The organism is Peribacillus sp. NPDC060253, from assembly GCF_042727425.1.
Lineage (GTDB): Bacteria > Bacillota > Bacilli > Bacillales > DSM-1321 > Peribacillus.
This window is the reverse complement of record NZ_JBHXAS010000018.1, coordinates 1-14,901: the sequence shown is the minus strand read 5'-3', so window position 1 is coordinate 14,901 and position 14,901 is coordinate 1. Positions and strand designations below refer to the sequence as shown.

General features: G+C 43.4%; 13 protein-coding genes, 2 rRNA genes and 1 riboswitch. All 15 genes read right to left on the bottom strand.

Annotated elements, in window-relative coordinates:
• Positions 1 to 21 precede the first annotated feature (21 nt).
• Entirely contained in the window at positions 22 to 1,281 is a 1,260-nt protein-coding gene (gene purD / locus ACFWE9_RS07100) for a phosphoribosylamine--glycine ligase (protein WP_230160811.1), read from the bottom strand.
• A 19-nt stretch (positions 1,282 to 1,300) separates the two neighbouring features.
• The gene (gene purH / locus ACFWE9_RS07095) at positions 1,301 to 2,836 is read right to left on the bottom strand and encodes a bifunctional phosphoribosylaminoimidazolecarboxamide formyltransferase/IMP cyclohydrolase (RefSeq protein WP_377356203.1); all 1,536 of its coding nucleotides are present in this window, start codon (positions 2,834 to 2,836) and stop codon (positions 1,301 to 1,303) included.
• 18 nt (positions 2,837 to 2,854) lie between these two features.
• A complete protein-coding gene (gene purN, locus ACFWE9_RS07090; protein WP_377356201.1) occupies positions 2,855 to 3,430 on the bottom strand; it encodes a phosphoribosylglycinamide formyltransferase in 576 nt (191 codons plus the stop codon).
• Positions 3,430 to 4,455: a phosphoribosylformylglycinamidine cyclo-ligase gene (purM, locus tag ACFWE9_RS07085; protein WP_377356199.1), complete on the bottom strand. Its 1,026-nt coding sequence runs from the start codon at positions 4,453 to 4,455 to the stop codon at positions 3,430 to 3,432. The genes purN and purM overlap by 1 nt, the downstream gene beginning before the upstream one ends.
• A 42-nt stretch (positions 4,456 to 4,497) precedes the next feature.
• A complete protein-coding gene (purF, locus tag ACFWE9_RS07080; protein ID WP_230160803.1) occupies positions 4,498 to 5,913 on the bottom strand; it encodes an amidophosphoribosyltransferase in 1,416 nt (471 codons plus the stop codon).
• Entirely contained in the window at positions 5,898 to 8,120 is a 2,223-nt protein-coding gene (purL, locus tag ACFWE9_RS07075) for a phosphoribosylformylglycinamidine synthase subunit PurL (RefSeq protein ID WP_377356197.1), read from the bottom strand. The genes purF and purL overlap by 16 nt, the downstream gene beginning before the upstream one ends.
• Positions 8,104 to 8,790, bottom strand: coding sequence for a phosphoribosylformylglycinamidine synthase subunit PurQ (gene purQ / locus ACFWE9_RS07070; RefSeq protein WP_230160800.1), 687 nt, complete (start codon positions 8,788 to 8,790; stop codon positions 8,104 to 8,106). Before purQ ends, purL begins: the two co-directional genes overlap by 17 nt.
• Positions 8,787 to 9,041, bottom strand: a complete 255-nt coding sequence (gene purS / locus ACFWE9_RS07065; RefSeq protein ID WP_098177030.1) for a phosphoribosylformylglycinamidine synthase subunit PurS — start codon at positions 9,039 to 9,041, stop codon at positions 8,787 to 8,789. Before purS ends, purQ begins: the two co-directional genes overlap by 4 nt.
• Entirely contained in the window at positions 9,034 to 9,753 is a 720-nt protein-coding gene (gene purC, locus ACFWE9_RS07060; protein WP_377356194.1) for a phosphoribosylaminoimidazolesuccinocarboxamide synthase, read from the bottom strand. Before purC ends, purS begins: the two co-directional genes overlap by 8 nt.
• A gap of 102 nt (positions 9,754 to 9,855) precedes the next feature.
• Positions 9,856 to 11,148, bottom strand: coding sequence for an adenylosuccinate lyase (gene purB, locus ACFWE9_RS07055; protein ID WP_230160796.1), 1,293 nt, complete (start codon positions 11,146 to 11,148; stop codon positions 9,856 to 9,858).
• Complete coding sequence (gene purK, locus ACFWE9_RS07050) at positions 11,145 to 12,305, bottom strand: 5-(carboxyamino)imidazole ribonucleotide synthase (RefSeq protein WP_377356192.1); 1,161 nt, start codon at positions 12,303 to 12,305, stop codon at positions 11,145 to 11,147. The genes purB and purK overlap by 4 nt, the downstream gene beginning before the upstream one ends.
• Positions 12,289 to 12,777 carry a 5-(carboxyamino)imidazole ribonucleotide mutase gene (gene purE, locus ACFWE9_RS07045; protein WP_230160967.1) on the bottom strand — a complete coding sequence of 163 codons (489 nt, stop codon included), beginning with the start codon at positions 12,775 to 12,777 and terminating at the stop codon, positions 12,289 to 12,291. Before purE ends, purK begins: the two co-directional genes overlap by 17 nt.
• A 181-nt stretch (positions 12,778 to 12,958) precedes the next feature.
• Positions 12,959 to 13,060: riboswitch (purine riboswitch) on the bottom strand.
• A gap of 74 nt (positions 13,061 to 13,134) precedes the next feature.
• Positions 13,135 to 13,404 carry an NETI motif-containing protein gene (locus ACFWE9_RS07040; RefSeq protein ID WP_377356190.1) on the bottom strand — a complete coding sequence of 90 codons (270 nt, stop codon included), beginning with the start codon at positions 13,402 to 13,404 and terminating at the stop codon, positions 13,135 to 13,137.
• A 622-nt stretch (positions 13,405 to 14,026) separates the two neighbouring features.
• Positions 14,027 to 14,142: ribosomal RNA gene (gene rrf / locus ACFWE9_RS07035) — 5S ribosomal RNA — on the bottom strand.
• A gap of 64 nt (positions 14,143 to 14,206) precedes the next feature.
• Positions 14,207 to 14,901: ribosomal RNA gene (locus ACFWE9_RS07030) — 23S ribosomal RNA — on the bottom strand; the annotation flags it as partial.

Below are 14,901 nucleotides of genomic sequence, written 5' to 3'. Positions count from 1 at the left end.
TTTCATATTATCAGGAAAATTTTATTGTATTGCACGGTAGCCAATATCCATTCGCCAGAATAAGCCGTCTTTCTCAACATGCCCCAACTCTTTATATACTTTAGCTTGGGCAGAGGCTAAATCTTTCCCTTTTGCAGCAACCAAAAGAACACGTCCGCCGCTCGAGATAAAGTCCCCTTCACTATTGAGAGCTGTTCCAGCATGATAAATATGGGCATCCGATTCAATCTTGTCCAAACCTTTAATGATTGAATTCTTTTTATAATCCCCAGGATATCCTTCAGCTGCCACGACCACTCCAAGAACTGCTTCATCATGCCATTCCAGCTGTAAATCCTCCCCAGAAAGGACCGCTTCAAGTGTATCAACGAAATCCGTTTTTAGGCGCGGTAAAACAACCTGCGTTTCCGGGTCTCCAAAACGAGCATTGAACTCAATGACTTTTGTGCCTTTTTCAGTAGCGATTAACCCGGCATATAATATACCTGTAAAACTCCTGTTTTCTGAAATCATTGCATTCACCGTGGGCTGAAGAATGGTTTCCACTGCAGTCTGAACCATTTCATCGGAAATTTGCGGCACCGGTGAATAAGCACCCATTCCACCTGTGTTCGGACCTTTATCTCCATCAAAAACCCGCTTGTGATCTTGGGCAATGACCATCGGATACACTTTTTCCCCGTTCACGAATGCCATCAAAGAAAATTCCTCTCCATCAAGAAATTCCTCAATGACGACTTTGGCAGAAGCTTCCCCGAACTTTGCTCCGACGAGCATATCATGGATGGCGTCTAGCGCCTCTTCCATTGTCATCGCAACAACTACACCTTTCCCCGCAGCCAAGCCATCCGCTTTTATGACGATAGGGGCACCCATTTTTTCAATATATGCCTTTGCTGAATCATAATCAGAAAACGTTTCATATTCGGCAGTCGGTATGCTGTAGTTTTTCATTAAATCTTTTGCAAAGGATTTACTTCCCTCGATGACTGCGGCACGGCCATTTGGTCCGAATACCTGTAAGCCTGCCTCCGTAAAGTCATCAGCAAGTCCGTTCAATAATGGCGTTTCAGGCCCAATCACCGTCAATGAAATGGCATTTTTCTTAGCGAAGGCAACCAATTCCTCATGATTGTTTTCTTCAATTGGAACAAGGGTCGCTACATCAGCCATGCCTGGATTTCCTGGTGCTACAAAAACCTTCCCAACCCGTTTACTTTCAAATAGTTTGCGGGCTATAGCATGCTCCCTGCCACCCCGGCCAATTACTAAAACATTCATTATCGCACCTCATTTTTGATTAATGTTTAAAGTGACGAATTCCTGTAAATACCATCGCAATCCCATATTCATCAGCTTTCTTGATTGAATCTTGATCTTTAACAGAGCCACCAGGCTGAATGATTGCCGTGACGCCCGCTTTCGCTGCGACCTCAACTGTATCATCCATTGGGAAGAAAGCATCCGACGCCAATGCACTGCCTGCTGCTCTTTCCTCAGCTTGTTCAAGAGCAATTTTTGCCGCTCCTACACGGTTCATTTGGCCTGCGCCAACACCTAATGTCATTTGGCTGTTACTTACCACTATTGCATTCGACTTTACATGCTTCACGATTTTCCAGCCAAGTTCCAAGGCTTTCCACTCTTCAGGGGTAGGCTCACGTTTCGTTGCCACCTTTACTTCTGCATCCTTTAAGCTATGTGCATCGCGATCTTGAATAAGTAATCCGCCTTCAATGGAAGTTAATTTACGCTCAGGCTTTTTAACCGCATCGAAATCGATCGTTAATAAACGAAGGTTTTTCTTGCTTGTTAATACTTCCACTGCCTCATCCGTAAATCCAGGCGCAATGATGATTTCAAGGAAAATTTCATGTAGTTTTTCCGCAGTCGCTTTATCGACTTCACGATTCAAAGCAATGATTCCACCGAAAATGGAAGTGGAATCTGCTTCATAAGCTTTTTCATATGCTTCTAAAATGGTCTCTCCGACACCTACGCCGCAAGGATTCATATGCTTGACTGCAACAGCGGCCGGCTCATTGAATTCCTTAACAATTTGAAGTGCTGCATCAGCATCATTAATGTTGTTGTATGAAAGCTCTTTTCCATGTAATTGCTTCGCTTCAGCAATTGAAAAAACGGAACCAAGCGGTTTTTTATAGAATGCTGCTTTTTGATGCGGATTTTCCCCATAACGAAGCGACTGTTTCAATTCATAGGTAACAGTCAATGATTCAGGATTTTCTTCATCGGCAAGCTCTGTCATATACTCCGAAATAACAGCGTCATATGCTGCTGTATGGCGGAAGACTTTTGCAGCCAGACGGCGATTCGTGGTTTTTGATACGCCGCCGTTTTCTTTCAGCTCAGCCAATACGGTAGGGTAATCATTGGAATCAACGATAACGGTCACATATTCATGGTTTTTAGCAGAAGAACGAAGCATTGTCGGTCCACCGATATCGATGTTTTCAATGGCATCCTCCACAGTGACTTCCGGTTTGGAAATAGTCGCTTGGAATGGATATAGGTTTACACAGACAAGTTGAATCGGTTCAATATTATGCTCTGCAAGCTGTGCTGCGTGGTCCTTGTCATCATGTTTTGCCAGCACTGCCCCATGGACATTCGGGTGAAGCGTTTTAACGCGACCATCCAAGATTTCCGGGAAACCGGTGACATCACTGATTCCGATCACATCAACGCCATTATCCTGCAGCGTTTTTTTCGTACCGCCTGTTGAAATAATTTCAAAACCTGTCTCAATTAGTCCTTGAGCAAATTCTACGATACCTGTTTTATCCGATACACTTATTAAAGCACGTTTCTTCATGTGTTGTGGGTCCCTCCATTAAGTAAGTTTCTTTTGGCATAGCTGCTGCAAAACTGACGGATACATGTCATGCTCCGTTTCCTGAATCCTTTTTTGAAGAATATCTTTCGTATCCCCATCAAGAATTGGCACTGTTTTTTGGGCAATGATCGGTCCTGTATCCATTCCATCATCAACATAATGAACCGTGACCCCTGTTTCCTTCACTCCGGCGTCAAAAGCCTGGCCGATTGCATCCTTGCCTGGAAAGCTAGGCAGAAGTGAAGGATGAATGTTTAAAATCCTCTGTGAGTACTTTTGTAATAATGTTGGACCAATCAAACGCATATATCCAGCCAGAATGATAAAATCTACATCGTGTTGGCGAAGTTTCTCCAGGATTTCCGTTTCAAACTCAGCCTTGTTAGCGTAATTCTTCGGTGAAAAGGAGAAAAGATTGATATTCTCAAGCTTAGCTCTCTCAAGTACATAAGCATCTTCACGATCGCAAACGACAAGACAGATTTCAGCCTCCAACGTTCCACTTTTAATTGCATCAGTAATTGATTGGAAATTACTACCGTTACCTGACGCGAAGACAGCGAGGCGCTTCATTATTTAAACGACACTCCATTTCCATCCACAATCGTTCCAATAACCGATGCTTCTTCACCGCAAGACTTTAGATGGGCTAGCACAGCTGATGCTTCTTCTTTTTTCACGACAGCCGTCATTCCGATTCCCATATTGAAAATATTGAACATTTCCTCTTTTACAAGGTTTCCTTTTTCTTCAAGGAATGAGAATATTGGCGGAATTCCCCAGCTTCCAAGCTCGATTTCCACACCGGCTCCTTCAGGTAGAATACGCGGGATATTTTCGATGAACCCGCCACCAGTAATATGGGCAAGGCCCTTAATTTCAAATTTTTCCAATGTAGATAAGATCGATTTCACATAGATTTTTGTCGGTTTTAATAATTCCTCGCCTAACTTGCAGTCCAATTCCGGTACGAATTCATGAAGGTCCATACCTGAATCTTCAAGAAGAATTTTACGAACGAGAGAATATCCATTACTGTGGATGCCGCTTGAAGCAAGTCCAATCACAACATCACCAGCAGAGATTGCCTCACCAGTAATTAGACGTGATTTTTCAACTGCACCTACAGTGAAGCCTGCCACATCGTATTCTTCCGTGTCGTACATGCCTGGCATTTCCGCCGTTTCTCCACCGATTAATGCACAACCCGCCTGCTCACACCCATCTGCAATTCCTTTGACAATCATTTCGATTCGTTCTGGATCCGCTTTACCGCAAGCAATATAATCTAAAAAGTATAAAGGTGCAGCACCTTGAACGACAACATCGTTGACGCACATAGCTACACAATCCACTCCAATTGTATCGTGCTTATCCATCATGAACGCCAACAAAAGTTTCGTACCCACTCCATCCGTACCTGAAATGAGCACAGGTTCTTTAAGGTTCAAGGAAGACAAATCAAACATGCCCCCGAAACCGCCCAGACCATTCATTACTTCTGGACGAAATGTCCGCTTCACATGTTTTTTCATCCGATTTACCGCTTCATAACCAGCCTCAATATCAACACCAGCCTGTTTATATGCATTAGCCATTTGAAATCCCCCTCCGAAAATCAATCTTCAATTCCGACATGATTAACATTTTGTTTTTTCTCGTTCGTATTCAAAAATTTCAGTCGGATAATTTCCGGTGAAACAAGCTAGACATGACCCGCGCGTTTCTCCAGGAAACGGGCGGCCAATCGCTTCGACCATACCTTCGACACTTAGGAAAGTTAAGGAATCAGCACCAATGATTTCTCTTATTTCCTCCACCGATTTTGAGCTTGCGATCAATTCTTCTTTTTTGGACGTGTCTATGCCATAAAAACAAGGATTCTTGATCGGTGGTGAGCTGATTACAACATGCACTTCTTTAGCTCCTGCATCTTTTAACATGCGGACAATCCTTCTGCTCGTTGTCCCGCGGACGATTGAATCATCAACCATTATGACCCGCTTACCTTCTACGACACCTCTTACAGGTGAAAGTTTCATCTTCACGCCTTGTTCACGAAGACTCTGTGATGGCTGAATGAATGTCCGTCCAACATAACGATTTTTAATTAGGCCCATTTCATAGGGAATGCCTGCCGCTTCAGCATAGCCTATCGCTGCTGAAATGCTGGAATCAGGTACGCCTGTAACGACATCAGCTTCAATTTTAGCTTCCAGCGCCATTTGCTTGCCAAGGTTCTTTCGTGCAGTATGAACATTGATCCCATCAATGTTGCTATCCGGACGGGAAAAATACACATATTCCATCGTGCACATCGCCTGTTGACTTGAAAGTGAAAAGTATTCGGATGTGATTCCCTCATCATTAATGACAACGAGTTCACCCGGCTCTATATCGCGAATGAATTCTGCACCTACAATATCAAGTGCACATGTTTCGGATGCAGCGAAATATGCATCGCCTATTTTCCCCAAGGAAAGCGGACGGAAACCATGCGGATCTCTCGCCATGATCATTTGGTTTTCTGTCATGATAACAAATGCGTAAGCTCCCTTAAGCATGCTTAAACTGTTTTTCACGGAATCTCTGACATCTGAGTAGCCGGACCGTTTAATCAGATGGGCCAGAACTTCGGTATCAGAAGTCGTTTGAAAAATGCTTCCTTGTCCTTCAAGCTGTGCTTTTAACTGATGGGCATTGACGATATTCCCATTATGGGCAAGGGCAAGCCCTCCTGTATGTGAATTGAACAAGAAAGGCTGTACATTTTGATACCCGCCGCCGCCTGCCGTTGTATAACGTACATGGCCGATTGCAGCTCTTCCAGTACCGGAAAGAGCCTGCATTTTTTCAGCCGTGAATATCTCTGTAACAAGACCTTCACCCTTAGAGATGGACATTTGCTCACCGTCTGTCACGACGATGCCCGCTCCTTCTTGACCACGATGTTGTAAGCTATGCAAACCGTAATAAGCAAGCTGTGCTGCATCGGGATGTCCCCAGACTCCAACTACGCCACACTCTTCGTTTAGACTTCTTATTTCAGCAAGCATGGTATAGCTCCCTTCCAAGCTGTTTGTAACTCTTCGACTGTCGCTTCCAATACTTTGCCATCATTATCTGCCGTCACGACCAATTTATTATCCTCAGTTACCGAGCCTATGCATACCGCATCTTCAACAAGTGCTTCAAATGCTGCTTGATTATCAGGATTGATGGATAGCAGGAATCGTGATTGCGTTTCACTGAATAGTTCGGATACCGCTTCGCCGGATATATTCACTTTTGCCCCAAGCTTGTTTGCCCCGAATAAAGACTCTGCTAAAGCGACTGCCAAACCGCCTTCCGAAAGATCATGGGCTGATGCTACAAGTCCAGTTTGGATCGCAGAAAGGATTTGCTGCTGACGTTTTTGTTCAACGGCCAAATCAAGTTCTGGTGCACGTCCAAAGATTTTTCCTTCGAGCATTTTTTGTAATTCACTGCCGCCAAATTCCACCTTTGCTTCGCCGACAACATAAATCAAATCGGATTCATTTTTAAACGATTGCGTAGTGATATGTTGAAGATCACTGACAAGGCCGACCATCCCAACTACAGGTGTAGGGTAAATCGCTTCACCATTCGTTTCATTGTAAAGCGACACATTTCCTCCAATTACAGGAGTACTTAAGCTTCTGCAAGCTTCACTCATACCGTCTGCCGCTTTTTCCAATTGCCAAAATATTTCAGGTTTTTCTGGATTCCCGAAATTCAGGCAATCCGTAATCGCTAAAGGTTCCGCACCGGAGCAAATAATGTTACGAGCTGCTTCAGCGACAGCGATTTTACCTCCTGTTTCAGGATCCAAATATATATAACGGGAGTTACAATCCGTCGTCATCGCAAGAGCCTTATTCGTGCCTCTGACACGTACTACCGCTGCATCCGATCCAGGTGAGACAACTGTATTCGTGCGGACCATGTAATCATATTGGTCATAGACCCATTCTTTACTCGAAATTGTCGGTTGCTTCAATAGTGACACTAGTGTTTCTTTATAATCCCCAATGACTGGAACTTCTGCCGTCATGCTTTGGAAGTCACGGAAATATTGCGGTTCTGCAGATGGCTTGTGATAAATCGGAGCTTCTTCAGCCAACGCATCAACCGGAACCTCAGCAACGATTTCACCTTGATGAGAAAGTGTTAGATTTTTATCATCCGTTACTTCCCCAACAGATACAGCCTCTAAATCGTATTTCGTAAACAAGTCAACGATTTCTTGTTCACGTCCTTTAGTAACTACGATCAACATCCGCTCCTGTGATTCAGAAAGCATCATTTCATAAGCTGTCATTCCCGTTTCACGCTGCGGTACCAAATCAAGGTTCATTTTAATGCCAGAACCCGCTTTACTCGCCATTTCGGCAGATGAGCTTGTAAGACCCGCTGCTCCCATATCCTGAATGCCAACAAGAGCGTCATTTTGAATCAATTCAAGGCATGCTTCCAAAAGCAGTTTCTCCATGAATGGATCGCCCACTTGTACGGCAGGCCGCTTTTCTTCTGAAGACTCTGATAGCTCTTCAGATGCAAATGTTGCACCATGAATACCATCACGTCCAGTTTTTGCACCCACATACATCACTGTGTTGCCCACTCCATGCGCTTGTCCTTTTTTAATGTCCTTATGATCGATCAAACCGACACACATGGCATTGACTAAAGGATTTCCTTCATACGATGGATCAAATTGAATTTCACCGCCGACAGTTGGAATTCCGATACAATTCCCGTATCCTGCAATCCCGGCTACCACTTCTTTAAATAAATATTTAACACGATCATTATCTAACTCACCGAAACGAAGAGAGTTCAACATCGCAATCGGACGGGCACCCATGGAGAAAACATCACGGATAATTCCGCCGACACCAGTAGCGGCACCTTGATAAGGTTCGATTGCCGATGGGTGGTTATGACTTTCAATTTTAAAAACGACAGCCTGATCGTCACCGATATCAACGATTCCTGCCCCTTCACCAGGACCTTGAAGCACTTTCTCCCCTGTAATCGGGAATTTCCTTAAGATGGGTTTTGAATTTTTGTAGGAACAATGCTCTGACCACATAACCGAAAACAATCCTGTTTCCGTATAATTCGGCAGTCTGCCTAAGATTTTCTCCACCATTGCAAATTCTTCATCGGATAGTCCCATAGTTGCATATAAACGATCCGATTTAATTTTTTCCGGACTTGGTTCAAGCTGTAATAACATGTGATTCCCTCCAGTTTTTTACGATGGATTGAAAAATCTTTAAGCCGTCTTTACTGCCAAGCAGTGAATCAACAGCACGTTCGGGATGAGGCATCATTCCGAGGACATTTCCTTGTTCATTTGTAATTCCCGCTATTTGTTCCAAGCTTCCGTTTGGATTTTCACCATCATAAGTGAACAAGATGCGGTTATCTCGTTTCAATTCAGCCAATGTTTCATTATCACAATAGTAATTCCCTTCACCATGGGCAACCGGGATCGTAATCGTTTCACCTAATTCATAGCCTGTCGTAAACATCGATTGATTATTTTTAACCTTCAATCCTACATTACGGCAAATGAATTTCAAGCCATCATTACGGCGCATCGCTCCAGGTAAAAGTCCTGCTTCAAGTAAAATCTGAAAACCATTGCATACTCCAAGAACAGGCTTTCCTGCCTGTGCCGCTTTTACGACTTCGGCCATTACATTCGAAAAACGGGCAATTGCTCCAGAGCGTAAATAATCTCCATAAGAGAAGCCTCCAGGAAGGAGAATCCCATCATACTGATCTAGATTGTCTGTGGAATGCCATACATACTCCACTTCTTCCCCTAGTGCATCCTTAATCGCATGGTACATATCGACATCACAATTGGAACCAGGGAAAACTATGACAGCAAATTTCATTGGGTGATAACCTCCTCAACATCATAACGGTAAGATTCAATTACCGTATTGGCCAATAGTTTTTCACACATTTCTTTCACAAGTTGATCTAAATCACGGTCTGTATCTTCAATTGTAAGTTCAATGTATTTCCCCACTCGAACATCACTTACTTCGTTATAAGTCAAACTATGAAGTGATTGTTGAACTGCTGCTCCCTGTGGATCTAGTACACTTTCGCGTAGTGTGATATATACCTTAACCTTATACATGTTGAGTACCCTCCAACTTTGCTAGAATTTTTTCGTAAGCATCTGTTAAACTGCCTAAATTACGACGGAATACATCTTTGTCTAACTTTTCGTTCGTTTTTACATCCCATAATCGGCAGGTATCAGGTGAAATCTCATCAGCCAGTAAAATTTCCCCATTCGAGGTTTTACCGAACTCTAATTTAAAATCAATCAATTTAATGTCCAACTCTTTAAAGAAGGAAGTTAAGACGTTGCCTATTTCTTGTGCCTTTTCTTTTAAAATGGCTACATCTTCCTTGCTTGCAAGTTCCAATTCTTCAATATGGTCTTCCGTTAACAGAGGATCGCCGAGCTCGTCATCTTTATAGTAAAACTCAATCAGCATTTTCTTGAGCGGCTGGCCTTCTTCAATGCCAGTCCTTTTAGAGAAACTGCCGGCAGCCGTATTTCTAACGACGACTTCAAGCGGAATGATAGATACCTTCTTGACTAGCTGCTCCCGGTCCGAAAGCTGTTCAATAAAATGAGATGGGATATTTTCTTGGGCAAGCTTTGAAAATAGTAAGCTAGTAATTTGATTATTCAACTTACCTTTTCCGGCAATCTCTGACTTCTTCTCACCATTAAACGCCGTTGCCGAATCCTTGTATTCCACCCATACTATTTCACTGTTGTCCGTTGCAAAAATCTGTTTCGCTTTTCCTTCATACAACAATTCTCGTTTTTCCATCTGTCCAGACCCCCGCATTGTGAATATTATGAATCTTCCTATCATTTGTCAGGCTTGGCAAACATAATACCGGCTAATGGTACTATGTTTGCCGCCTTCATTTTATAAACCTAAACGATCAAAGATTACATCAACATTTTTCAAGTGATGTGTAGGATCGAAACAATCATCAAGTTCTTCTTTCGTAAGCAAGCTTGTGATTTTATCATCCTTTTCGATCAGGCTTCTGAATGGAACCTGTTGCTCCCATGCTTCCATCGCTTTCGGCTGAACCGTATCATAAGCTTCTTCACGGACAAGTCCTTTATCGATAAGGGATAACAGCACACGTTGTGAGAAAATCAATCCCAGCGTACGGTCCATATTGCGTTTCATATTTTCTGGATAAACAGTCAAGTTCTTCACTATGTTACTGAAACGGTTCAGCATGTAGTTTAAAGCGATCGTTGCATCCGGCAAGATGATGCGCTCAGCAGAAGAATGTGAAATGTCACGTTCATGCCATAATGGCACATTCTCATATGCTGTCATCATGTAACCGCGGATTACTCGAGCCAGTCCCGTCATATTTTCAGAACCAATCGGATTCCGTTTATGAGGCATTGCCGAAGATCCCTTTTGACCTTTTGCAAAGAATTCTTCCACTTCGCGTGTTTCGCTTTTTTGTAAGCCGCGAATTTCCACCGCGAACTTTTCGATTGATGTCGCAATTAAAGCCAATGTGCTCATATAATGTGCGTGGCGATCGCGTTGCAATGTTTGTGTTGAAATTGGTGCTGCTTCAAGGCCAAGCTTTTCACAAACGAATTTTTCAACGAACGGGTCAATGTTTGCGTAAGTTCCGACAGCTCCAGAGATTTTCCCAACCTCTATGTTCTTTCTAGCTTCTTCAAAACGCTCGACATTGCGTTTCATTTCTTGATACCAAAGTGCCAGTTTCAAACCAAAAGTGGTCGGTTCCGCATGAACACCATGTGTACGTCCCATTTGAACCGTGTATTTATGTTCTTTCGCTTTATTTTTCAAGATCTCAACGAAATTATTTAAATCCTTGGCAAGGATATCATTCGCTTGCTTAATCACATATGAAAGAGCTGTATCGACCACATCAGTAGAGGTCAATCCGTAATGGACCCATTTCCGTTCTTCACCTAACGTTTCAGAAACCGCACGTGTAAACGCAACAACATCGTGGCGAGTATCTTTTTCGATTTCATTGATACGCTCCACATCGAACGTAGCATTTTCACGAAGTAGCTTCACATCTTCTTTTGGAATGACACCTAGTTCAGACCATGCCTCACAAGCTAAGATTTCAACTTCCAACCACGCATTAAAGCGGTTCTTTTCTGTCCAAATGTTCCCCATCTCTGGGCGGGTATAACGTTCAATCATTTTACTTCCTCCGTTTCAACCTGTTGATTCCATATTTTGCTTCGATCACTTTCCAAAAGAGCTTCCTCAATCGTTGGACGTAAAATATTCACATGACCCATTTTCCGCTTAATCTTGGCTTCTTTCTTACCGTAAAGGTGAACCTTCCAATCTGAAAGCGTCGGAATTTCATCCATTAATGGCCCGACATGTTCACCAAGGATATTAATCATTACCACAGGCTTCAATAACGCCGTATTTCCAAGCGGCCAATTGCAGACAGCCCTTATATGCTGTTCAAACTGTGATGTCTCACATGCTTCCATTGTATAATGGCCTGAGTTATGAGGTCTTGGCGCCAATTCATTAATGATGATCTCATCCTGAGCCGTTAAAAACATCTCGACTGCCAATGTCCCCACCAAATCAAGTTTCTCTGCAAGCTGTAAAGCCTCAGTAATAGCCTTCCGCTCAGCTTGCTTACTAATACGGGCGGGAACAATACTTTTATGAAGAATGTTTTCAATATGAATGTTCTCCGCTATCGGAAAATGACTTACCTCGCCATTTGCATTACGCGTCACGATAATGGAGATTTCTTTTAAGAAAGGAATCCAGGCTTCCAGCACACATACACCTGTTTTGAGCAGGGTCTCAGCCTTTTTGATATCGGCTTCTTCCTTAATGACCAACTGCCCTTTTCCATCATAACCGCCCCGGGTCGTTTTTAACACACTAGGGTACCCTAATTTTTCTATATGAAGGTGAATTTCTGAAATATCCTGTATTTCCTGATATGGAGCAACCGAAGCTCCTGCATCAGATATGGCTTTTTTTTCAGTAAGTCGATCCTGTGTAAGCTTTAATAATTTTGAACCCTGTGGAAGAAATGCATGTTGTTTTAACCAATCCAAAGCTTCTGAACTGATATTTTCAAACTCATAAGTTATGACGTCACTGACCTCAGCTAACCTTTTCAACGCATCTATATCATCATAAGCTCCAGTGATTTCAATATCCGCTACTTGCGCACATGGACCATCTGCCGTCGGCTCAAGGACAGCTATCCTAAATCCCGATGCCTTCGCCGATAAGGCCATCATCCTGCCCAATTGCCCACCGCCGATAATTCCAATGGTCTGTCCCGGTAAAATGATTGTATTATTTAAGTTGTTCACTGCTGCTTAACACCTTTTCTCTGGTTTCGTCTCGTAAAGCTTCCAATCGATCAGCAATCTCGGAATCGAAAGCTGCTAATATTTGAGCCGCGAACAAACCGGCATTCACTGCTCCCGATTTTCCGATTGCTACCGTCGCAACCGGTACGCCACCGGGCATTTGAACAATCGATAATAACGAATCCATTCCATTTAATGCCTTCGATTGTATCGGCACGCCAATCACTGGGACAATCGTTTTGGCCGCTGTCATACCTGGAAGATGGGCCGCCCCGCCTGCCCCGGCGATGATCACTTTAATGCCTCTCTCTTTTGCACTCTCTGCATATTCAAATAGTAAATCCGGCGTCCTGTGGGCGGAAACGACTCTTTTTTCATAGGGAATCTCAAGCTGTTCCAATGATTCACAAGCGTATTTCATCGTTTCCCAATCCGAGACACTTCCCATAATAACCCCAACTTGCGGTTTCATATCATCATTCCCTCCAACACTCATATTATGGCGTCCCGAGTATGCAGCTGGACGCTTATCATTAGCTATTACATTTTAAATTAAAAAACCGGACAGATTGCTTCTCATCGAGAAAGCAACCTGCCCGGAAAAGAAAGCCCTTTTGAAGAAAAAACTCAAAAAGACTTGGCTAGTTTCCGAATTAGTCAGATGCTTTTCTCATAGTCCGATGATTTACGGTCATCAGGTAGAAACTTTTGGGCCATATCCCCATGATTATATGAGATGTATTAATGTAACTTCATCTTACCTTCCGGCTATTTTAATGTCAAGTTAAAATCGAATATTTTTACATGATATTAATGAATCGTTCGTGTTTTACTCAATTAACTTTGCTTCGAATACAATTTTCCGATCAACTGGCACATAATGGACTTTACCATTCTCAATTCTCTCGGCAAAGATGGGCTCTTCCGTTCGCCTTACAGGGAAGTAACCTGCTGCTTTTATTCGATCTAAACATGCATCGATGGTCTCTCCCTCGATAACTTCAAACTTTTCCTTACTCTTTTTACTCACAATACCGATCCCTTCCAAAATTCTATATTGTTTGCATTCTCCCTTAGCACCCAACTTGGATATAATCATTAATAAATTCTTCCTAGAATAATGAAAAGAACAAGTAAAGGCAAGGTCAATTTCAATAGATGTTTCCATTCGAATTCCCTTGTATGTCCCTAATACATATACTTCACAGAAAAAGACGTGATTAACGCTTAATTCTGCCCCTTCTGCCGCAAAAAAAGGGCCCTATCATCATCCACTGTACATTTATTCAATATCCCGACCTCCGCCCCTTCTTATTCATTTAATCCTCTTCAAGCTAAACCACTGCTCTGTTCTCTATGATTGCGGTACATAATTCCATTTTCAGCTCGACTTTCTTCGGCCATTCGGTTTCTCCTGATTGCTTATATAACCCATATACGGAAATCATTGTCCAAATATAACTTTCCAAACTTGTTGGATGGCTTCCTGAGGTTCCGAGACATCCCCTTGGGGAAGTATGAACATCACATATTTTTGTTCATCGAACATTCGTGACTCCATACAAAATTCACCTGTTTGTCGAATTCTATCGTGTCTAGGACGAATAAGATGCTTATTCACCATTATTTCGTAATGTTATTAGTTTTCATTCTCGACTAATCCCCATATCAAACCAAAGAGACACAAAAAAAGACCAGCCGGATGGCTGATCTTTAAAATGGCTTGGCGGCGTCCTACTCTCACAGGGGGAAACCCCCAACTACCATCGGCGCTGAAGAGCTTAACTGCCGTGTTCGGAATGGGAACGGGTGTGACCTCTTCGCTATCGTCACCAAACATATCAGGAACGTTGTTCCTTCAAAACTAGATAATAAGAAGGTATTTCATTTTTCAAAAAGCGTTGGTTAAGTCCTCGATCTATTAGTATCAGTCAGCTCCACATGTCGCCACGCTTCCACCTCTGACCTATCAACCTGATCATCTTTCAGGGATCTTACTAGCTTGCGCCATGGGAAATCTCATCTTGAGGGGGGCTTCATGCTTAGATGCTTTCAGCACTTATCCCGTCCGCACGTAGCTACCCAGCTATGCCTTTGGCAAGACAACTGGTACACCAGCGGTGCGTCCATCCCGGTCCTCTCGTACTAAGGACAGCTCCTCTCAAATTTCCTGCGCCCGCGACGGATAGGGACCGAACTGTCTCACGACGTTCTGAACCCAGCTCGCGTACCGCTTTAATGGGCGAACAGCCCAACCCTTGGGACCGACTACAGCCCCAGGATGCGATGAGCCGACATCGAGGTGCCAAACCTCCCCGTCGATGTGGACTCTTGGGGGAGATAAGCCTGTTATCCCCGGGGTAGCTTTTATCCGTTGAGCGATGGCCCTTCCATGCGGAACCACCGGATCACTAAGCCCGACTTTCGTCCCTGCTCGACTTGTAGGTCTCGCAGTCAAGCTCCCTTGTGCCTTTACACTCTACGAATGATTTCCAACCATTCTGAGGGAACCTTTGGGCGCCTCCGTTACTCTTTAGGAGGCGACCGCCCCAGTCAAACTGCCCACCTGACACTGTCTCCCACCCCGATAAGGGGC